Here is a 19,904-nt window from a genome sequence, read left to right on the forward strand (position 1 = left end):
AGGGTGAGAACGTGGTCGTGGACCGTGCGCGGCCAAGATGCCGCGTCGCGATCCACTACAGTCATAATATGGTGGCGCCGCACCGAAAGCACGCTGGCTGGGGACAATGAGACGGATTCGTTATTGGCCCACGTCACTCAGCATTGACTCGTGCCATGGTGGAATAGAACGAATTCGTCGGTGACGAAGGAAGGGAGTTGATCGTGCGACACGATGCAGAACGTCCTGAGTCGAATCGTCTGATCACCGGTGCCCCAATCCCAGGTCTCTGGATCCAGGTATTGGCGACGATGCGCGCAAATGCCTTCACCTGCCTCAGTCTTGCCGAGGTCCGGGCCGAAGCGCCTCACATCCTCATAGTCTCCCCCACCGCCGAGGTGGCCCGCGCCTGCTTCGCCGATCTCCTTGACAGCGCTGACCCAGTCACCGGCACCCGTGCCACGGACGAGTTCATCACGATCATGACCGCGGAGGAGGTTGTGCCTGCCGACGTCGCCGCGGGGACGTGGGTCTTCCTCCCGCACCGACAGGACGGGTGGACGGAACTCGAGACCACCTCGGCGAGGGTGCGTGCGGCATTGGTCAAAGAGAACACGGTCCGGGAACGGGCTGAGAAGCTCACCCTCATCGAGTACGGGATCAACCTCTGGCTATGGGCCGAGCCTCCCTCGAGCGGCGGCGATCCCGTCTGCCACGCCGGCGAGCTCATCAGCTGGGAAAGCGCATGGGCACTCAGCGACACCTCTGACAACCTGAGCAAGACTGAAGCTCCACGCGATTCGGACAGTGCAGCAACCCGCCCGCCGATCTACTTCGGACTTCCAGACGTACTGCGCAGCCGTCGCCGGGACGCGTAAGACTCCGCAACCTGGTTAAGACGGCGGCCTAGTCAAGACGGCAACTGATCACGACACCGCGACGACGACTCCGGCGATGATGAGCAGGATGAAGTAGCCCCAGGCGTGGATGATCTCCGGGATCTTCGGCACTCGGCGACGCAGCAGCACGATCAGCGGGATCGCGCTGATGAGCAGGGCGAACGCCGAACGCAGGTCCACCGAGCCGACCATCCCCGGAACCGCAGTGGAGGCATGGGTCGTGATCGTGACGAGGACCGCTGGCAGCATGATCACCAAGGTCAGCGGGTTGGCCAGGGTGGTCGCCACGGTCATCGTCGACCCGGATCGGCGCATCATCGGCACCGTCATGACGCTGCCGCCGACGCCGAGGAATGACGCCAGGCCACCGATCGGGAATCCGAACAGGGCGGCGATGCCGCGACCGCCGTCGCTCAGGTTCTCATCGCGGACCTTCGCACCACCTCGGCGGAAGAAACCGGGACGGGCGAGCAGGTCGATGGCGGTCACTGCGATGTAGATGACGAAGCCCCACTTCAGCAGGGGCTCGGGAGCGAATTTGGCGCAGATTGCCCCGAAGGCCCCACCGGCGGCAAGGAGGATGAACAGCCACCACTCCCCTTTGAGGTGGGCCAGGGTTTCGCGCTTCGTGGAGAGCGTGGAGACGACGGCGTTGACGAGCATGACCAGCGCCGAGGTGGCTGCGGCCACCCGTGCCGTGTCACTGCCGAGGTCGGCGTGGACGAGGGTGATGATCGGGACGGTGACGAAGCCGCCGCCGAATCCGAACAGCACAGTGGTCAATCCGACCAGAACGCCGACGAGCACCAACCCCAGAAAGTCCACTCGCCTATCTCACCCCACCGTCACCTCGGCGGGCAACCCCTGGGGCCTCGTCGGTCAGTCGTTCTTCCGGGCGAAGGCGAGCGCGAACTCCTTGCGACTGTCGGCGAGCGCCTCGCGTTCGAAGCTGTTCTTCCACGTCCGGTGCAGGCGCTTCTGCTGGGCGATGACCGCGCGGTCGGCCTTCATCGTCTCGTGCAGGTACTCCAGCGCTCGGGCCTCGACCGCATTGTCCTCGACGACTGTGTTGAGGAAGCCGCATCGATCCATGTCAGCCGCGGTGAAACGGCTGCCGGTGAGGATGAGCTCGGTGGCCTTCGTCCACCCCATGAGTCGGTGCAGATTGACAGATTCGAGGACCGAGGGGATGCCGATGCGCACCTCGGGCATCGAGTACCAGGAGTTGGTGCCGCCGACCCGGAAGTCGGCTGCTGCAGCGATCTCGGCCGCTCCCCCGATGCGGTAGCCTTCGATGGCGACGGCCACGGGCAGATCGCAGTTCTTGATCGCCTCGCACACCTGCCCCAGCCGAGTGATCGTCACGTGGGCAAGAGAGGCATTCGCATGCTTGAACTGCGAGGTGTCCATTCCCGCGGAGAAGCCCTTGTGACCCGCCGAGGTGAGCAGAACTCCGCGCAGCTCCTGATTGTCCGATGCCGCTTCGAAGGCGTAGATGAGCGCGTCGAGCATGCCCGGGCGCAGCGCATTCGCACTGGTGGTGTTGTCGATCGTGATCGTGAGGATCCCATCGTCGCTGCGGGTGCGTCGGATCATCAAGGGCTCACTTTCTGCGCCGAGGTGGCGCGAAGGATGTCGAGGAAGGCCAGCGCCGCTGCACTCGGGTTGAATTCACTCCAAGCGAGATATTCTATCCGCGTCGGACCATCGGTGATCGGCACAGTCGAAAGCCCGCTGTCTTCGGGCACGACGTCCGGTGCCAGCAGGGCCACGGCCAGGTTCTGGGCCACGAGATCGAGCATCACCTCGGTCGACATGACATCGAAGGCCACGGATCGGCTCAGTCCGGCAGCGGCGAAGGCTCGATCGGATTGGGACCGGCCCGGACTGCTTGACGGGAAGTCGACGAAGGTCTCGGCAGCCAGGTCCTCCAAGCGAAGTCCGCGACGCGAGGCCAGCCGGTGTTCGGGTGACATCACTGCGCTGAGGCGCTCGTGCGCGAGCACCTCGGTCGACACCCCCGTCGGGGCTGTGGCATCGGGGAGTCCGAGCACCGCCACGTCCATGGATGACTCTCGGATCGCGGTGACGAAGTCGAGGCTGCCACCGGCCGTCAGTCCAATCTCCACGTTCGGGTGGGCGCGATGGAAGACCCCGAGCGCGGCGGTGACGTCCACGGTCGTCACGGTCGGGATGGCCCCGATGAGCAGCCGACCGCGGAGGTCGCCCATGGTCGAGGTCGCCTCGGCGATGGCACGCTGGGCCGCGTCGAGAGTGGCCCGGGCTGCGGGCAGGAAGGCCGCACCGGCTTCGGTGAGTTCGACGCGTCTGCTGGTTCGGGCGAAGAGCTGGACGCCGAGTTCGTGTTCGAGGGTCTTGATCTGGTGGCTGAGCGCGGACTGCACGACATGCGATTTCGCGGCCGCGCGGGTGAAGTTGCGTTCCTCGGCGACGGCGAGAACATAGCGCAGCTGCTGCAATTCCATTCATCTATCGTGACAGATGATCGTTGGGATGAAAACTATGTGTTGGACTCATAGACCTGCCGCGTTCGATGCTGGAGTCATGACAACGACACGCTCTCCTGCTCCGGTCACCGGCCAGGCCACAGGTGGGGCGGCCCTGGTGACTGCGGTGACGGCACTGGCCCCGGCCGTCTGGGGCACGACCTACTTTGTGACCACAGCGTTCCTGCCCGCCGATCATCCTCTGTTCGCAGCGCTCATGCGCGCCCTCCCCGCAGGGCTCCTGGGTCTGCTCATCGCCCGTCGACTGCCCCACGGAGATTGGTGGTGGAAGACCCTCGTGTTGGGCACCTTGAACATCGGGATCTTCTTCCCACTGCTCTTCATCGCCGCCGAGCGTCTGCCCGGTGGGGTCGCCGCCACCCTGGGCGCCACGCAGCCGATCCTCGTCACCTTCCTCGCAGTCATCGTCCTCGGCGAGGCCCTCTCTCGGTGGCGCCTGGTCTGGGGACTCGTCGGTGCGGTAGGCGTGGGCATGGTAGTGCTGGGTCCGGGTGCCGGCTTCGACCCGGTCGGGATCTTCGCAGGCATCGGCGGGGCGGCATCAATGGGCACCGGGGTCATCCTCATCAAACGCTGGGGTCGACCAGCCGGGGTCAGCGCGGTGGGCTTCGCCGGCTGGCAGCTCAGCGCCGGCGGCCTCGTCCTACTGGTCCCGACCCTGCTTATCGAGGGAGTTCCCGAGACCATCGACGGCGCCGGCCTCCTCGGCTACCTGTGGCTGGGCCTCATCGGCGGACTCCTGGCCTACACCCTGTGGTTTCGGGGGCTGGGCAGACTCCGCGTCACGGCAACGGCCCTGCTCGGCCTGCTCTCGCCCTTGGTCGCAGCCACCGTGGGCGTCGCCTTCGTTGGGGAGTCGCTCAACCTCGTCCAGCTCGCCGGATTCGCCCTCGCCCTGGCCGCCTTGTTCTGCGGTCAGCTGAGCCCACGCACTGAGAATGGAGAACGAAAATGAGAATCGCTGTCATCGGAGCCACCGGAATGGTCGGGTCTCGCATCGTCACCGAGGCGGCCGACCGTGACCATCACGTCATCGCAGCCTCACGCACAGCCCTTCACCAACCCCGAAGCGGGGTGACGTCGACGCAGGCAGATGCGAGCAATGCCACCGACCTCGACTCTGTGCTCGAGCGGGCCGATGCTGTCGTGCTCACCGTCCGCGTCGTGCCCGGTGAGGAGGATGCTTTCATCACCATCACCGAGGCGGTCCTTGCCGCCAGCGCTAGCGCCGACATCCCCCTCTTCGTCGTCGGAGGCGCCGGGCCGCTGCACTCACCCAAGGATCCTGATCGGCTCGTTGTCGACGACCCCGCCTTCGTTCCCGCAAGGTGGCGGACCACTGCCGCCGCCAGCGTCGCCCAACTTACGGCCTGCCGCGAACACTCGAATGAGAACTGGACCTATCTCAGTCCTCCAGCCGTTCTCGAACCCGGAGTTCGCACCGGCTCCTACCGACGCGGCACGACGACGCTGCTGACCGATCACGAGGGGCGATCGCACATCAGCGCCGAGGACCTCGCAGTGGCAGTCATCGACGAACTCGAGTCCCCGGGCACGGACCGCCACATCACGATCGCCTCGGAGCCACCTCGGCGGCCCTGAGATCATCTTGTATCCAAGATGGATCCAAGATACGTTGTGTGGGTACACGACTGAGATAACGGAAGGCGTCGATGAAGACCCGCACGCGTGCACAGGCCAAGCTGATCACCGCACAGCTGCTCTCCGGTGCCGGAATCGCCTCCGGCTACGCGGTCGGCGGTCTGCTGGCCGAGGAGATCACCGGCAAGACCTCGATGGCGGGCATCGCGCAGATGAGCGTCATCCTCGGCGCCGGTCTCATCGCCTACCCGCTGGCGGTGTTGGCTGGCAAAGCTGGCCGGCGAACTGCCCTGACCTTGGGATTCGGCATCGGCACAATCGGTGCGACGGTCGTCCTCCTCGGCGTCGCCCTGCAGTTCCTGCCGCTGTTCATGCTGGGCATGATGCTGTGTGGCTCCGCGACGGCCTCCGGCCTGCAGGCCCGCTACGCCGCAGTCGACCTCGTCGATCCCGCGAATGCCGGGCGGGCCATGTCGCTGGTCGTGTGGGCGACGACGGTCGGCTCCGTGCTCGGGCCCAGCTTCACGGCACCGGGCGCGCACCTCGGCGCGGCACTGGGCATGAACGAACTGGCCGGGCCATACCTGATCTCGATGACCGCCTTCGGGCTGGCGACCTTGGTCGCGTCGACGCTGACCAAGAAGATCAAACCCGGTGCCGCCGAGGCTGTCCCCGAGTCCACGGAGTCCGCTGAGTCCGGTGACTCCGCCGTCGAACCGCCGACGATGAAGCTGGGCCCGGCACTGCGCTTCGCGCTTGCCCGCCCGGTGCCGCTGTTCGCGATGGTCACGATCATCGCCGGGCAGATGATGATGACCAACGTCATGGTCATGACTCCCGTGCACATGGACCACCAGGAATTCTCCCTCGGGGCCATCGGCATCGTCGTCAGCGTCCACATCGCCGGCATGTACGCCCTCTCCCCCGTCTTCGGCTGGATGGCCGACCGGTGGGGACCGGGAACCGTGATCGCCGGTGGTGTCCTCGTCTTCGCTACGGCGATCATCCTCGGCGTCATCGATGCCACGGCCGAGGTCTCGTCCATGGTTCTGCTCAGCATTGCGCTGATCTTCCTCGGCATCGGCTGGTCCATGTTCCTCATCGGCGGATCGGCACTGCTGACCGCCTCGGTGCCGCAGCATGCGAAGGTCACTCTCCAAGGAGCCTCGGATGCGGCGATGAACCTCGGCGGTGCACTCATGGCCGCGATGGCCGGAACGGTGCTGCAGGCAGGCGGCTTCCTGTGGATCAATCTGATGGCGACCGTCGTCCTTCTCATCACCCTGGCGTTCTCGATCCGGGCCGTGCCGCTCATGCACTGGCCGGGCCGGCACCGCACACCAACGGCGACTAAGGATGACGCTGCGGAGACCTCGCAGGTGCGTTGAGTGAGATGATCGACCTGGTGGATCACGAGTTCATCTGTGGGCCGCGAGTCCAACTGCGGGCGACGAGTCCACCTGTGACATCAGGAAAGCTAAGTCAGGAGAGGAGCGTGCGATTATGACGAGCAGCAACGAGAAGACCAGCGCAGCCGAGCGTGCCTATCGGCTCATCCGCGCTCAGATCCTCAATGGGACTCACCAGCCGGGAACCATGCTGGGCGAAGCTGGCCTGGCAGCCGATCTCGACGTCAGCCGCACTCCGGTGCGAGTGGCTCTTGCCAGGCTGCAGGATGAGGGGTGGATCATCATCTACCCAAAGCGCGGAGCCATCGTCCAAGGAGTCGATGAGCGCACCGTCGCCGAGCTCGCCGATGCCCGGTTCGTGCTTGAGACCACCGCAGTCGACCGGGCCCCGGATGCACTGCGACAGAAGCTGGCCGATGCACTCGACACTTCGATTCATGCTCAGCGTGAGGCCTTTGACGCCGGTGACATCGCCGCCTTCATCGATCTGACCCTGCAGTTCCATCGCGGCTTCGTCGAAGCCGGTGACAACCAGGTGATGCTCGAACTGTACTCACAGCTCTCCGACCGACATCGCTTCATCCTCTTCGCCTCCGGCGACCGGCTCCTGGACCGGTGCGAGGAGATCATCGCCGAGCACGCCTCTCTGGTCGAACACCTGCGTACGGGAGACTCCACCGGGTTTGCAAACACCCTGCGCGGACACTTAGCGGAGAACGCACCGCCCACGGCTACCTCGGCGAGGACATCGACGGCATTCGAATCGACGATGCTCGGGAACCACTGACAGGGCTTGCCTCCCCGCAGTAGGCTGGGTCCATGGAGCACAGATATCTTGGAAACAGTGGCCTGAAGATCTCGGAAATCACGTACGGAAACTGGCTCACGCACGGCTCCCAGGTGGAGAACGACACCGCAACGAAGTGTGTGCATGCCGCCTTGGACAACGGCATCTCCACCTTCGACACCGCCGACGTGTACGCGAACACCGTGGCCGAGCAGGTCCTCGGCGATGCACTCAAGGGTCAGCGTCGCGAATCCCTGGAGATCTTCACCAAGGTGTACTTCCCGACAGGGCCCAAGGGTCACAACGACACTGGGCTGTCCCGCAAGCACATGATGGAGTCCATCAACGGCTCGCTGTCCCGCCTGGGCACCGACTACGTCGACCTCTACCAGGCGCATCGCTACGACTACGAGACTCCGCTGGAAGAGACCATGCAGGCCTTCGCGGACATCGTGCGCGCAGGCAAGGCGCTCTACATCGGCGTGAGCGAGTGGAACGCCGACCAGCTGCGTGCCGCACACCATCTGGCCCGCGACCTGGGCATCCAGCTCGTGTCGAACCAGCCGCAGTACAACATGCTCTGGCGCGTCATCGAGCCCAAAGTGATTCCGACGTCGAAGGAACTCGGCATCTCCCAAGTCGTCTGGTCCCCGATCGCCCAGGGTGTGCTCACCGGCAAATACAAGGTCGGCCAGCCCGCTCCCGCAGGCTCGCGTGCGACCGATGAGAACGGCGGCAAGGAGACGATCACCGACCGCTATCTCAACGACGAAACTCTCAACGCCGTCGCCAAGCTCGAGCCGATCGCGGCCGACCTGGGTCTGACCATGGCGCAGCTCGCCATCGCCTGGGTGCTGTCGAACGACAATGTGGCCACCGCACTTGTCGGCGCATCACGTCCCGAGCAGGTCGAGTCGAACGTCGCGGCATCGGGTGTGAAGCTCGACGCCGAGGTGCTTGCTCGTATCAATGAGGCGCTCGGCGATCTGCCGGAGACGAATCCGTCGAAGACCAAGTCCCCGGCGACGCGCCTAGTCTGAACTGCCGATGCTGGTCAGGTTCACGTCTTCGGCTGGTTCGACGATGCGGAACGATGCGAAAGCTGTCAGCGCTCCAGCGACCAGGACAGGACCCGCAATCGTCGCCACTACGCCCGACACTGAGTCGTAGGCATACGACGATGGCCCGCCGAACACCATGACGAATACGACGAATCCGAGAAGTGCGGAGACGGTACCGAGGACAAAGAAGAAGGCAAATGCAATAGTCCTCCCGGACAATGCGCGAAGGCAGAGACGAATGGCGGCATAGGCCGGTAGACCGATGGCCAGTCCCAACAGTGCACCAGGCAACGCGAAGAACGGCGAATAGCTGAAGCCTGTCAGCACATCGTGGAACCCATTGGGAGCCGTGTTGAACACCAGAAGGCTCACGCCAGCTATGGCTCCGATGCCAGCTGTCAGCAGCAGGAACCACCAGAACGAGCCCCACCTGCCGAGAACCATCTCACTCAACCCTTCGTCCCCAACAGCATACGTTGTCGCAATGGTCGTGCCTATCCGTTGACTTCAAGACCATTTCTTCTAGTCGCTTCTTCAGCGCTCGGGCCGCTCTCGCGGTGCAGCGACTCCGGGACCGGTCGGAGTACGAGCGGCGCGGTTGCTGCCGTGAGGACGCCTCCCAAAGTTGCGAACAGAGGAAGGTTCAGCAGGTCGTATGCCTCGTTGACAGTGAAGAGTGTCGCCAGGCCGCTTCCGTAGACAAGTGCCACGACCATCAAAGTCACCACCACCGAGGCGGCACCAAGGGTGAAGAAGAAGAGCACACATACTGCCCGAGAGGCTATCCACTGCACGCAGAGCCGCACTGCCCAATAGGCAGGGACTCCCATCACCAGCCCGAGTCCGCCTCCGACAGCGGCGAACAGTGGAAAGATCCTCAGATCATCGGCCGTTGCGTCCCATCCTCCGACAGCGATGAGGGCCAGATACCAGAGCACGCCGCTCAGCATGCCGACTACGGCCGCAAGCAGGAGGAACCGGCCGAACGTGCCCCATCGACCGAAGATCATGCCTCTCAACCTTTCAACACCTACAACATACCCTGTTTTTTCAGGTGGTGCTTCGCGGCCAACCGCGCGGCCATCTGCGCGGCCAGCTCAGATGTACTTCTCCGAATCCCGTGTCAGATGCGGGTGACAGCATGAAGAAGTCACACAGTCTTGCTGCGCTGAAGGAGAACGATCATGACCACGCCGAATCTGTTCCTCATCTATGTCACCAACGTCGAACGTGCGACGAAGTTCTACAGCGACCTCTTCGACATGGAACCCGATATGCTCACCCCGCGCTACGTGCCATTCACCGTAGCTTCCGGCGTCCTCTTCGCCCTCTGGAGCGGTCGCGCCGAGGTCGTCGGACAGAACCCGCCCCGCACCTCCGAGGTGGGACTGATGATCCCCGGCACAGCCTCGGCGGTGGACAGCCTCTTTGCCGAGTGGACAGCGAAGGGAGTGACCGTCATCGACGAACCACACGATGAGGTGTTCGGGCGCACCTTCGTCATCGCCGACCCCGATGGCAACCTCATCCGCGTCTCACCGATCGACTGAAGCCGACCGGTCGTTTCCGCGACACCTCCATGACACCTCACCCTTGACCTCTGCCGATACCCTGTCCCTAGAGTTCGCTTTGCCGGGGAGTAGACTCGCACGGCGCAGTTCGGCAACGACGTGGTGCGGACAGACGGATCTGCACTGCCGCCGACCGTGCCAGTGAAGACAGACGTTGAGGAGAAAGAGGGAATTTCAGTGACAAAAGAGGACGACGGGCAGTACACAACAGCCGATGGCAAGCCGATCAATCGGAATGTGGTCCTGGCAGTCCTCGTCTCTGGCGCCTTCGTCATCATCCTCAACCAGACGCTGCTCAACACTGCGCTGCCCGCGTTCATGCAGTCCTTCGACATCACGGCCAGCGCCGCGCAGTGGGTGACGACGAGCTTCATGCTGGTCAACGGGATCATGATTCCGATCACGGCCTTCCTGATCCAGAAATTCACCACGCGCGGGCTGTTCCTCACCGCGATGCTGCTGTTCATCGTGGGCACCTTGGTGTGTGCGTTGGCGCCGACCTATCCTGTTCTTCTCCTCGGACGAGTGATTCAGGCCTCGAGCGGCGGCATCATCATGCCGCTGATGCAGACCATCCTCTTCGCGATCTTCCCGGTGGAGAAACGCGGGACGGCGATGGGCACGTTCGGCCTCGTCATCGCATTCGCTCCGGCCATCGGTCCGAGCCTCTCCGGTTGGATCGTTGATCACCTGCCGTGGGAAGTCCTCTTCTACATGATGTTGCCGATCGCGGTCATCGACATCATCGTCGCCTATTTCATCCTCAAGAACGTCACCGAGCGCACCTACCCCAAGCTCGACGTGCTCTCGATCATCCTCTCCACCTTCGGCTTCGGTGGTCTGCTGTTCGGATTCGGAACCGCCGGTGATGCGGGCTGGCTGAGCCTCGAAGTGATCATCCCCCTCGCCGTCGGCGTGATCGCACTGGCCATCTTCATTCCGCGCCAGCTCAAACTGGACCAGCCGATGCTCGAGTTCCGGGTACTCCGCTACCGCATGTTCACCCTCAACACCGCTCTGGGTATGTGCGTGTTCATCGTCATGATCGGCGGCATGATGATCCTGCCGCTGTACATGCAGAACATGAACGATTTCACCGCCATGGAATCGGGCCTTGTGCTTCTGCCCGGTGCAGCTGTCATGGGACTCATGTCTCCGGTCACCGGTCGAGTCTTCGATGCCATCGGTGCCAAATGGCTGGCCGTTGCCGGGTTCACGCTGCTCACCGTCACCACATTCATGTTCGCCGACCTCGCGGCCGACACTTCGTTCATCTACCTCGCCGTGGTCAACACGATCCGCATGTTCGGGGTGGCCATGGTGATGATGCCGGTGACGACTGCGGCACTCAATCAGCTGCCGCAGAGACTCATTCCCCACGGAACGGCGCTGAACAATACCTTCCGCCAGATCGCCGCCTCGGTGGGTACCGCCGTCCTGGTCACCATCATGGTGTCCACAACACGCGACCCCGAAGTCTACGGAGTCGAAGGTCTGGTCCACGGTGCCGACGTCGCCTTCTTCGTAGCCGCGGTCATCGGCATCTTCGGCATCGTCGGGTCCTTCTTCATCAAGAACTCACACGGCGTGAACACGCCGGGCTGATCACTTGTAGAAGCCCTCGCGCAGGTCGATGCCGTATTCGATCCAGGCCTTGAGGGCTGCGAGCATTCCGGTCCAGCCCATGCAGTTGCCGAAGGCACCTTCGGCCCCACCGACGGTCGTCTTCCATGATTTCTCGGTCACCGTCACCAGAGTGCGAGCACCGTCGTCAACGGGCGAGAACTCGAAGGTCGTCGTCGTGCTCGGAGCTGTAGCGTGTTCGGAGCCCTCCCACGCGACGACGATCTTCTCGTCCTGAACGGATTCGATGACATCGACGGGAAACCGACCGGGGAAATCTGCGAAGTCCCAGGTCACCTCGGTGCCCGGTTCCAAACGTCCGCGAGCGCCTCCGGTGGTGAAGTACTTGGAGAGCTGCGCCGGGTCGGCGACAGCCTCATAGGTCTCATGCGGAGTCTTCGAAATGTAGCCCATGACTGTGAAAGACAGTTCTTCCAGTTGTGCACCTTTGTCGCTCTGCTCATCGTTCATGTGATATTTTTACCACATGTCGAACGAGAAGGGAATGGCCTTGTCTGCCGGTGACGACGATGCTCGTGATGATACGGTCTTCAAAGCGTTGGCGAATCCGACTCGTCGCCGAATTCTCGACCTGCTGCGAGACGAGCCGCGCACGACCGGAGAGGTCTGCGCCGCCTTTCCCGACCTGGACCGCACGACCGTCCTGCAGCACATCCGTGTCTTGGAGAAGGCCGAGCTGACCGCAGGACGCCGGATCGGTCGAACCCGTCAGCTGGCTCTGGCGCCTCTGCCGATCAAACGCATCCACGACCGCTGGATCGGAGAGTACACGCGTGCCGCGGTGGGTCTGCTCGCCGAACTCGATGGCCAAACCAGCCCGTCAGACCCGCCACGCTGAGCCTCGCTGACAACCGGCAGACGCGACGAAGGGGTCAGCGCGAACGGCGAATCGTGCGCAGAATCCAGGACACGACACCGGCAACGAGCAGCAGCAGTGCACAGACGAGGAACGTGGCGGAGTCGCCGAGGTAGGTGAAGCCGAGTCCGCCGAGGACGCCGGCAATGGCCAATCCGATGTCGAAGTTCATGTTCCAGGCCACGCTGGCCTTCCCCGGCGTGCTGACATTGGCGAAGGCCATGATCAGGCTCGCCGACTGCAGCGTGCCCAGTCCCAGCCCGATGATCATCATGGCGAGGAAGAGCATACCGCCGAAGACGAACACCGTGACGACCAGTCCGATGACCGCCAGGGCCAGGCCCAGAAGGTTGAGCGCGAACGGCGAGAACCGGTCAGCGATGGCTCCGGCGACGAATCGGCCGACCACCGCCGAGACCTGCATTGCGCCGATGTAGAGTGCAGCGCCGGCGATATCCTCGCCCGGACCGAACCCGACGATGAGACCGAAGACCACCATGCCGATGAGGAACGGGGAGAGCATGATGATCAGGTAGAGGGCATCGCCGAGGCTGCGGCCCGTCTTGCGTCGCGACTGGCCCTTGCCCGTCCGGGAGCGCACCGCGACTCCGGACTCGTCCGCAGGCTCTCTACTCGCCTTGCGTTCTCGACCGGGCAGGTACTTCACAACAGTCGGCACCGCGAGGAGGAGAGAGGCACATACGACCATCCGGAATGTCCACACCGGAACCGTGCCGACCAGCCACAGCCCGAGGGGTGCCCCGACTGCGGCGGCTAAGGACGTGATCCCGCCGAAGATCCCCAGCGCCTTGCCGATGCGCCCCGGGGAGGTGGTGGCCGGCACTGCGGCATTGGCAAGAACGACGAAGAGGCCGAAGCCCACTCCCCCGCACACACCGGCCAGCACGAGGCCGAGCAGCGGTATAGGCACCACCAACCCGAGGATCTGACCTGCAAGCTGGAGACCGAGGGCGAAGAACAGTGCGCCCTTGAGCCCGAGTACACGACCTACCCATGGGGCAAAAGGCTGCACTGCAATGACGCCGATCATCATCGTCGTCAGCACCGACCCGCCGGTGACTGCCGAGAGGCCGTGGACGGCGGCGATCGAGACCATCGTGGAATAGCTGAAGAAGAATGCTGAGAATCCGAACATCGCGGTCCAGACGAGACCCAGCAGAGCCGGGGTGAACGTCGAGGCATCGGACCGGTCAGAACTCATGATGTGACCATACGACACTTGGCATCGCGAGCCGAAGTCGGATCGAAGCAGGACTGACTTCGGGCTGGCTCAGACCGAAGGCCGGTCCGGGTCAGTCCGAGGGGCGGGACCTGCGGATCTCAGCGTCGAGCTCCGAGCCGAAGATCAAAGCCAGGTTCACCATCCACAGCCAGGCGAATCCGACGATCACACCACCGATGGCACCGTACGTAGCGTTGTAGTTGTCGAAATTGTTGATGTAGAGCACGAAGCCCAGAGAGACGACGATCAGTGTCATGAGCGCGACGAACGCCCCGATGCTCGACCAGCGGAACTTCGCCTTCTTGACGTTCGGAGTCGCATAGTAGAGAAGTGCGATGGCGAGCATGACGAAGAAGATCACGACTGGCCACCTGGCGATGCTCCAGATCATCACCGCCACCGGCCCCAGACCGACAAGCTTGCCGATAGATTCCGCGATGGGCCCTGAGACCACGAGCAGCAGCCCGAGTCCGGCCATCAGGAGCAGCAGCACCAGAGTGATGAGCAGCATCATCGGCTTGAGCTTCCACAGCGGCCGGGTCTCCTCAACAGCGTAGGCCCTGTTCGCTGCACGTCCGAAGGCGCCGACGTATTTCGACGATGACCAGATCGCGACTGCGACACTGACGATGAGAGTGAGACCGGCCGCCGGCGATGACACCAGCTCGGTGACGATCGGCCGGATCGCCTGGGCTGCTTCGGTCGACAGGTCCGAGGTCAGGCCCAGAACAGCCTCGGCGGTCGACTTCGCCTCACCGACCACGCCGAGCATTGAGACGAGGGCCAGAGTCGCCGGTGCCATCGACAGCAGCGCATAGAACGCCAGACCGGCGGCCAGATCGAGCCCCTGGTCACTGATCACGTGACGGATCGTGTTGGCGAGGATGCCGGTCTTGCCTCGATCGAGACGAGACAGCGCACCCGTCTCAGACGCTGGGCGGCTGCGAGGGGCCAGTGCTTCGAAACGGGTTGCGGGCGACTCGGCACGAGTGGGGATGTTCTCTGCCATGGAGTTCTCCTGACTGCGGGGACAGCCTGTAGGGGATGCTGCAATACGTTGACATCGTAGTCGTTGACAGCTTTCTCTCAGCTTTGCCATGCCGCCGACTGCTCTTCTCGAGTCGTTGTCAGGTGTTCATCTTCTGATCAACGCTCCTCTGTACAATCACGTCATGAACTCCACCTCTGAAAAACATTCCAGCGGCGTCATCGACACAGCATTCGTGCTGCAGTTCGAGCCTCAGTACACAGTCACGGACATCGAGGCTGAGATCTTCGATTCCATCGGACCCAAGGTCGTCAAACGCGAGTCATACAAGCGCAAGCACTTCCTCAAGGTCGCCGAGTGGAAGGCCGTCGCCGCGCAGGCGACCTTCGAGAGTCTCGACGCCGACGACATCGAATATGTGACTGCGGTGGCACTTGACGAGGACACTCCGAACCACCTGCGGTTGCCGTTCCTCAAGGTGCTGCCCGGAGTCGGCGGGCCACTGGCCAGCACCCTTCTCGCGGTGTTCGACTCGAAGAAGTTCTCCATCATGGACTCCCGTGCCACCGGTGTCCTGCACGAGTTCGGTCTGCTCGAATCGCCCAACCCCAATCAGACTGACTATCAGTCATACCGGAAACTGGTGAAGTCCCTGGCCAAGGGTGCCAATTGTGCGCCGATCGATCTGTACCGGGCGCTCATCGCCTACTCGCGCCAGCCCAACGACTGAAGCGAATCCGAGGCACATCGCGCTGACTTGCGCTGTCCAGGCTCTGACCTGGTGCGTGAGTCAGCGCGCCTGTCCCCATTCGGCCATCTGCCACATGCGCGACAATGCGCGGAAGATCAGGTAGACCACCAACAGAGGCCAGACGGGGACGAAGAACCCCATGCGGGCAGCATCTCTGCGATCGCGCCACGATCGCCCGTAATCAGCCTTGGACAGCAGCAGGATGATGATGAAGACGGCCACACCCGCATAGGCGATCATGCCGATGGCAACCGTTTGGATCATGAGTTCTCTCGCAGGCTAGGCTGCACCAGAGTTCCGCTCGCCCTCACCGTTTGCTCTCTTCCATCAGTGCACGCAATTCCATTGCCATCTCCCAAGACGCTCTTCTGACAACCGGTTCACCCGGTGCTCGAGGATGGCTTGGCTGCACACCGACATCCTCAGACGGTGGTCGACTCCGCCCTCGGTGGTACCCGGCCAGAGCACCGCATCCCGATCAAAAGGGCACGCTCCCAGCTCGGGTCGCACGTATCGTTGTGCCGGGCTTCGAAGGTTCGTCAGATCACAATCGGTCTATACTGTACCCGGAAGTAACGCGATTGTAATCCCCCAATAACGACTTGTCTCAAAGTCAGTCTCAGGGGTGGTTTGCGGCAGGGTCTCCTGCTACGATTGAAGCTTTTACCATCTGGTCGGCTGCCACCAGAGGCAGTCCATTCACCCTGCTGTCGCGGTGATCTCGGTGAGCCGTGTCTGCCACTGACTGATCTCTTCTGAAAGCCTTGCAGGGTTGAGACTGTTGCGGTAGGTGATCAGCTCCGCTTCCTGAACGGGCGACATCACGCCAGCGTCTCTCAACCGGGCCAGCGGTGTCGCAGGATCGTCGTAGATTCGCTTGCGGTGACCGGCAGAGTCCCTGGACCAGGCGACCGGCTTACGGATCGGTGTGAAGAAATTCAGCCGATCATTGACCGCTCTCCACAGGTGGTTGAGAGCCGATCTGGCCTCCTCGGTGTCATAGCGCTCGACGAACCCGTACTCATGGACAAGGTGCTGATGCTTTGACGCCTCCGGCAGCCGGTCTCGTCGATGGTCCTTGGGCACGGGGCTGTAGTGAATATCAAGCGCCCGAGCCCACGAGCCGACAGCTTCATGGACCCTCTCGCAAGCATTGCTCAGCTCGACGGCGTTGACCCAGAAGGGAATGCCCGTGATCTCGTCGAGCGCCCACTGCAGAATATCGGCGACACGGTCCGGAGCGTTGTCTGCCAGGCTGCGAGTGAACACCCATCCGGTGTGCAGGCATGTGGCGTTGAGAGTGATGACGGAATGCCCGCCCACGGTCGAACCCGCGTGGGCCACGGTATCGGCCATGAAGAAGCCGGGTTCATTCTCATTCTCTCCGCCGGCGAAGTCGAGGAACTCGGCACTGGGCGCATGGGAACGTCTCGTCGACACATTGCGAGTCGCAAAGTCACAGGTCCGAGCACACTGCAGGTAGCGGTCGATCGAGGCCGGACTGACGGACAGCAGCTCCTCCCGTATCTCCGGACCGTAGCCATCTTCACCGGGCTGCAAGGAGTCATGACGTTCCAAAGCATCGAGCAGCACAGGCATGGCCGCAGCCAGATACTTTCCACTCTGGCGACCGGACCAGTCCCAGACTTTCTCCAAGACCGCTCTGGCTTCGTGCGAGTATTTGCCCTCTCTGTGGCGCGGCTCGTCTGTGTCCTCGGGCAAGGGCTTCTGCCCTCGTGTTAACTGCGCCAAAAGCCTGCGGACATGGTCGCGTGACCACCCCGTCATAACGACGATCTCGTCGAGAATCCAGCCCTTGTCCTGCTTTCTCGCTGTCGTGTAGCGCTCAAGATAGTCATTGAGAATCATCCCGCGTTGTCTCCTCGAATCATAGTGAGGAGCTAATTGCGTATGCATGAATTCCTCTGTTCCTCCATTTCCGTCGCGGCTCCGCTGCCGCATGCAGCTCATTACGGATTCAGAACTCCGATGCTATTGTTCGAATAGGCAGGAGGTTTTCCTAAACCCAGGAAGACAACAGAAAATGTCACAAACAGCAGCGCGGCTACTCGGATTACTGTCATTGCTGATGGTTCCTCGCACATGGTCCGGCACAGATTTGGCGGAGCGTCTCAACGTCAGCTCGCGCACGGTCCGCAACGACATCGGCACTCTGCGCGACCTCGGCTACCCTGTCGAGGGGACCCGCGGCGGGGAGGGAGGATACCGCCTGGGATCCGGCGGATCGACCGTTCCACCACTGCTGCTCAACCCTGACGAAGCCGTCGCCGTCGCAGTGGGACTCCACTCGGGCCTGAGTTGCATCATCGGCGGGATGGAAGAGACTTCGGCGCAGGCTTTGGCAAAGCTAGAGCAGATACTGCCTGCAGGCGTGCGCAACAGGGTGAAGAACCTGGCTCACTTCACAGTTCCATTGGCCGGCAACCATCCGATGCCGATCGTCGACCCGAATCTGCTGACTCTGATCATCGAATACTGTCACAGCCACGAACGTTTCAGGTTCACCTACAACTCCGCGAGCGGCGCCTCCTCAAGCCCAGGAGTCACCCCGTCAGAGCAGGAACGGGGTAGGGAGTTCGAAGTTGAGCCCTACCGGCTGGTGAACCATCAGCATCGCTGGTTCCTCCTGACCTTCGACTCTGAGGAAGAGGATTGGGCGATCTTCCGTGTCGAACACATCGTCCCCAAGCTGCCCGGAGGTCGACGTTTCGAGCCCCGTGCTCTCCCGTCCGACGACATCGGTGCCTACGTCGAGCGCAACGTCTCGGCCAGCAGGTGGAAGCACGCGGCCACAGTCACCGTCGACGCTGCCGCACCCGAGGTCATGAAGATGCTGATGCCGGCTGAAGGCACTGTCGAAGCACTCGACGAACAACGCTCGACCGTGAAGATCGGGGCCGAGACCGTGAGCACCATGGCCCTGACACTGGCCCGGCTCAACGTCGAATTCGCTGTCGAGGACTCACCGGAGCTCACCGCGGAGCTCCGTGCGCTCTCGGATCGACTGCGGCGCGCGACGACATAGGCACAGCCGGAAGCTGCGGGCCGTCCCAGCTCCGTATAGCCTGCTGATCGAGGTTGAGTCCAACCCTCAACGATCCTCACCAGACATGTCCGGGAAAACCTTAGAGTCACGTGGTTTTTCGCGGGCATGACTCGTGAGTCTTGTCCTTTCCTTGTCTCCGGCAATCGTCGAACTGTAGCTTTTTTAGCAATCGCGAAGTAACACCGCGACTATTTCCGAGAAATCACCGCGGTCAAATACCACCACACTTCTCTTATCCCGAGGCAATGATCCAATTCAGTGCCTACGGACGAATTCAATCAGAATCCGATGACATCTGAACAAACACAATTGGCATTCGTTTGGAGAATACAAATGCGCCCACCGAAATGGCGAACCCCCTTGGCTGTCACAGCCGCCGCCTGCATTCTGGCAACCACTCTGCAACCTGGCCCGGCCACAGCTGACGAGTACGCAGATGGATTGCCGACAGTCGTCGACATCAGCCCAGGAGCGATCGCCACCACCGACTTCATCACCGACAACGATGCGGTGACCATCACCGTCGCCGGCTTCCTTCCAGGAGAGGAGGTGCGACTCGACATCGTGTCCACACCGAAAGGAATCGAGGCCATCCACGACAGCCAGCGAGCTCGAGCCGATGGAACCGTGACGTTCCCAGTCGGCGGGCCACCCGGTCGACCGGTCAATACCTATGCGGGTGGCTACCAGGTTGAGATCACCTCGGAGCAGAGCATGAATGAGGGGTATCTGAGTGAATCATTCTCGGTTCTGCCCGTCGTCCCGGCCAGCGGTACAGACCCCGGTGCCGACACAGGTGCAGGCGCCGGTGACGGCACAGCCGGGGCCACGAAGCCGGTGGGAAGTATCGGACCATTGGCGAAGAACGGACTGCAGAACCCACCGAGCCCGGGATTCTCGGTCATCGGGGTTGGCCTGAGCTTGCTCGTCCTTGTCTTCGCCTCAGCAGCGGCCGCCGCCGTGGCACGAAGGTCACAGAACTCGACGACCGATGACCGATGACCGATGACCGATGACCGACAGTAAGGACAGACAGCACATGACTCTGCCTGAACAGATGATCCGAGCTGAACTCCTCAACTCGCGGATCACGCGAACCAACGCCGTCTACGCACGCTTCTACGGACCGCTGTGCTTACTGGTCATCTCACTGACCTTCTTCCCCTATTACGAGTCAGAACCCGACAGTTCGATCAGCTACGGAAACCTGTGGCAGGAAGTGGTTCGGCTCGGACCCGGCTATGACCTGATGGCTCTGCTGGTCCTCCTCCTGACGGCGCTGCTGTTGGCCCTCGCCGCAGTGGGAAAGCTGTCGACGAGCGGTCTCATCGCAATCCTGGTGGGATCGACGGCAGTCGGTTCCACGCTGCTGCAGTCCCCCGGATACGTCGACCCGCCGCCCTACACGGATTTCGGTGTCTTCGACATCGCCCTCAGTTTCCTCACCGCTGGCCTGGTGCTTGCGCACGCCATCCACTTGTTCGTTCTCGAGCTGGCGTTCCAACGTGGAGGCATCTGA

The 19,904-nt window shown here is 62.6% G+C and carries 23 protein-coding genes; 13 read left to right on the forward strand and 10 right to left on the reverse strand.

From position 1 onward, the window contains the following. Positions 1 to 203: 203 nt before the first annotated feature. Entirely contained in the window at positions 204 to 857 is a 654-nt protein-coding gene (locus tag PGC08_RS15695) for a hypothetical protein (protein ID WP_271708848.1), read from the forward strand. 48 nt (positions 858 to 905) lie between these two features. On the opposite strand, the gene PGC08_RS15700 is transcribed toward PGC08_RS15695, so the two are convergent. From PGC08_RS15700 to PGC08_RS15710, 3 genes are read right to left on the reverse strand one after another with little or no spacing between them, the layout of a single operon-like run. Further along, positions 906 to 1,703, reverse strand: coding sequence for a sulfite exporter TauE/SafE family protein (locus PGC08_RS15700; RefSeq protein WP_271708849.1), 798 nt, complete (start codon positions 1,701 to 1,703; stop codon positions 906 to 908). A gap of 54 nt (positions 1,704 to 1,757) precedes the next feature. Continuing rightward, positions 1,758 to 2,474: an enoyl-CoA hydratase/isomerase family protein gene (locus tag PGC08_RS15705; RefSeq protein WP_271708850.1), complete on the reverse strand. Its 717-nt coding sequence runs from the start codon at positions 2,472 to 2,474 to the stop codon at positions 1,758 to 1,760. Beyond that, complete coding sequence (locus PGC08_RS15710; RefSeq protein ID WP_009884862.1) at positions 2,474 to 3,364, reverse strand: LysR family transcriptional regulator; 891 nt, start codon at positions 3,362 to 3,364, stop codon at positions 2,474 to 2,476. Before PGC08_RS15710 ends, PGC08_RS15705 begins: the two co-directional genes overlap by 1 nt. A gap of 79 nt (positions 3,365 to 3,443) precedes the next feature. On the opposite strand from PGC08_RS15710, the gene PGC08_RS15715 reads away from it, so the two are divergent. The 5 genes from PGC08_RS15715 to PGC08_RS15735 all read left to right on the forward strand — a co-directional run bounded on the left by PGC08_RS15715 (position 3,444) and on the right by PGC08_RS15735 (position 8,244). Next, complete coding sequence (locus PGC08_RS15715) at positions 3,444 to 4,361, forward strand: EamA family transporter (RefSeq protein ID WP_271708851.1); 918 nt, start codon at positions 3,444 to 3,446, stop codon at positions 4,359 to 4,361. Next, positions 4,358 to 5,008 carry an NAD(P)-dependent oxidoreductase gene (locus PGC08_RS15720; RefSeq protein ID WP_009884860.1) on the forward strand — a complete coding sequence of 217 codons (651 nt, stop codon included), beginning with the start codon at positions 4,358 to 4,360 and terminating at the stop codon, positions 5,006 to 5,008. The genes PGC08_RS15715 and PGC08_RS15720 overlap by 4 nt, the downstream gene beginning before the upstream one ends. Before the next feature lie 71 nt (positions 5,009 to 5,079). Beyond that, positions 5,080 to 6,396: an MFS transporter gene (locus PGC08_RS15725; protein ID WP_271708852.1), complete on the forward strand. Its 1,317-nt coding sequence runs from the start codon at positions 5,080 to 5,082 to the stop codon at positions 6,394 to 6,396. A 115-nt stretch (positions 6,397 to 6,511) separates the two neighbouring features. Then, positions 6,512 to 7,204: a GntR family transcriptional regulator gene (locus tag PGC08_RS15730; RefSeq protein ID WP_069600811.1), complete on the forward strand. Its 693-nt coding sequence runs from the start codon at positions 6,512 to 6,514 to the stop codon at positions 7,202 to 7,204. Positions 7,205 to 7,236: 32 nt separating this feature from the next. Then, complete coding sequence (locus PGC08_RS15735; protein ID WP_096159656.1) at positions 7,237 to 8,244, forward strand: aldo/keto reductase family protein; 1,008 nt, start codon at positions 7,237 to 7,239, stop codon at positions 8,242 to 8,244. Here the strand turns inward: PGC08_RS15735 and PGC08_RS15740 are convergent. Continuing rightward, positions 8,236 to 8,718, reverse strand: a complete 483-nt coding sequence (locus tag PGC08_RS15740; protein WP_271708853.1) for a hypothetical protein — start codon at positions 8,716 to 8,718, stop codon at positions 8,236 to 8,238. The genes PGC08_RS15735 and PGC08_RS15740 overlap by 9 nt on opposite strands. 41 nt (positions 8,719 to 8,759) lie before the next feature. Next, entirely contained in the window at positions 8,760 to 9,275 is a 516-nt protein-coding gene (locus PGC08_RS15745; RefSeq protein ID WP_009884855.1) for a hypothetical protein, read from the reverse strand. 174 nt (positions 9,276 to 9,449) lie between these two features. On the opposite strand from PGC08_RS15745, the gene PGC08_RS15750 reads away from it, so the two are divergent. Continuing rightward, on the forward strand, positions 9,450 to 9,815 hold the full coding sequence (locus PGC08_RS15750; RefSeq protein ID WP_096157516.1) for a VOC family protein: 366 nt from the start codon (positions 9,450 to 9,452) through the stop codon (positions 9,813 to 9,815). Positions 9,816 to 10,013: 198 nt separating this feature from the next. Further along, positions 10,014 to 11,441: an MDR family MFS transporter gene (locus tag PGC08_RS15755; RefSeq protein ID WP_205676957.1), complete on the forward strand. Its 1,428-nt coding sequence runs from the start codon at positions 10,014 to 10,016 to the stop codon at positions 11,439 to 11,441. Here PGC08_RS15755 and PGC08_RS15760 read toward each other — a convergent pair whose 3' ends face one another. After that, positions 11,442 to 11,930, reverse strand: a complete 489-nt coding sequence (locus PGC08_RS15760; protein WP_271708854.1) for an SRPBCC domain-containing protein — start codon at positions 11,928 to 11,930, stop codon at positions 11,442 to 11,444. 16 nt (positions 11,931 to 11,946) lie between these two features. Between PGC08_RS15760 and PGC08_RS15765 the strand changes: the two genes are divergently transcribed. Then, a complete protein-coding gene (locus tag PGC08_RS15765) occupies positions 11,947 to 12,318 on the forward strand; it encodes an ArsR/SmtB family transcription factor (protein WP_069600816.1) in 372 nt (123 codons plus the stop codon). 34 nt (positions 12,319 to 12,352) lie between these two features. Here PGC08_RS15765 and PGC08_RS15770 read toward each other — a convergent pair whose 3' ends face one another. Beyond that, positions 12,353 to 13,558 (reverse strand): MFS transporter, encoded by a 1,206-nt coding sequence (locus PGC08_RS15770; RefSeq protein ID WP_193084185.1) that lies wholly within the window; start codon positions 13,556 to 13,558, stop codon positions 12,353 to 12,355. A gap of 91 nt (positions 13,559 to 13,649) precedes the next feature. Beyond that, complete coding sequence (locus tag PGC08_RS15775; protein WP_271708855.1) at positions 13,650 to 14,588, reverse strand: YihY/virulence factor BrkB family protein; 939 nt, start codon at positions 14,586 to 14,588, stop codon at positions 13,650 to 13,652. 163 nt (positions 14,589 to 14,751) lie between these two features. Between PGC08_RS15775 and PGC08_RS15780 the strand changes: the two genes are divergently transcribed. After that, positions 14,752 to 15,297: a hypothetical protein gene (locus PGC08_RS15780; protein ID WP_113717842.1), complete on the forward strand. Its 546-nt coding sequence runs from the start codon at positions 14,752 to 14,754 to the stop codon at positions 15,295 to 15,297. Between the two features lie 60 nt (positions 15,298 to 15,357). On the opposite strand, the gene PGC08_RS15785 is transcribed toward PGC08_RS15780, so the two are convergent. Together PGC08_RS15785 and PGC08_RS15790 are read right to left on the reverse strand one after the other, a co-directional pair. Further along, entirely contained in the window at positions 15,358 to 15,582 is a 225-nt protein-coding gene (locus PGC08_RS15785; RefSeq protein WP_096159668.1) for a hypothetical protein, read from the reverse strand. A 435-nt stretch (positions 15,583 to 16,017) separates the two neighbouring features. Beyond that, on the reverse strand, positions 16,018 to 17,187 hold the full coding sequence (locus PGC08_RS15790) for a hypothetical protein (RefSeq protein ID WP_009884845.1): 1,170 nt from the start codon (positions 17,185 to 17,187) through the stop codon (positions 16,018 to 16,020). A gap of 220 nt (positions 17,188 to 17,407) precedes the next feature. On the opposite strand from PGC08_RS15790, the gene PGC08_RS15795 reads away from it, so the two are divergent. The 3 genes from PGC08_RS15795 (at position 17,408) to PGC08_RS15805 (ending at position 19,904) form a co-directional block, all read left to right on the forward strand. Then, positions 17,408 to 18,364 carry a WYL domain-containing protein gene (locus tag PGC08_RS15795; protein ID WP_009881949.1) on the forward strand — a complete coding sequence of 319 codons (957 nt, stop codon included), beginning with the start codon at positions 17,408 to 17,410 and terminating at the stop codon, positions 18,362 to 18,364. A gap of 354 nt (positions 18,365 to 18,718) precedes the next feature. Further along, entirely contained in the window at positions 18,719 to 19,387 is a 669-nt protein-coding gene (locus tag PGC08_RS15800) for a hypothetical protein (protein ID WP_271708856.1), read from the forward strand. Positions 19,388 to 19,424: 37 nt separating this feature from the next. Beyond that, positions 19,425 to 19,904 carry a hypothetical protein gene (locus tag PGC08_RS15805; protein ID WP_096157518.1) on the forward strand — a complete coding sequence of 160 codons (480 nt, stop codon included), beginning with the start codon at positions 19,425 to 19,427 and terminating at the stop codon, positions 19,902 to 19,904.

The sequence above is a fragment of the Brevibacterium sp. BDJS002 genome (assembly GCF_028201555.1).
GTDB lineage: Bacteria > Actinomycetota > Actinomycetes > Actinomycetales > Brevibacteriaceae > Brevibacterium > Brevibacterium aurantiacum.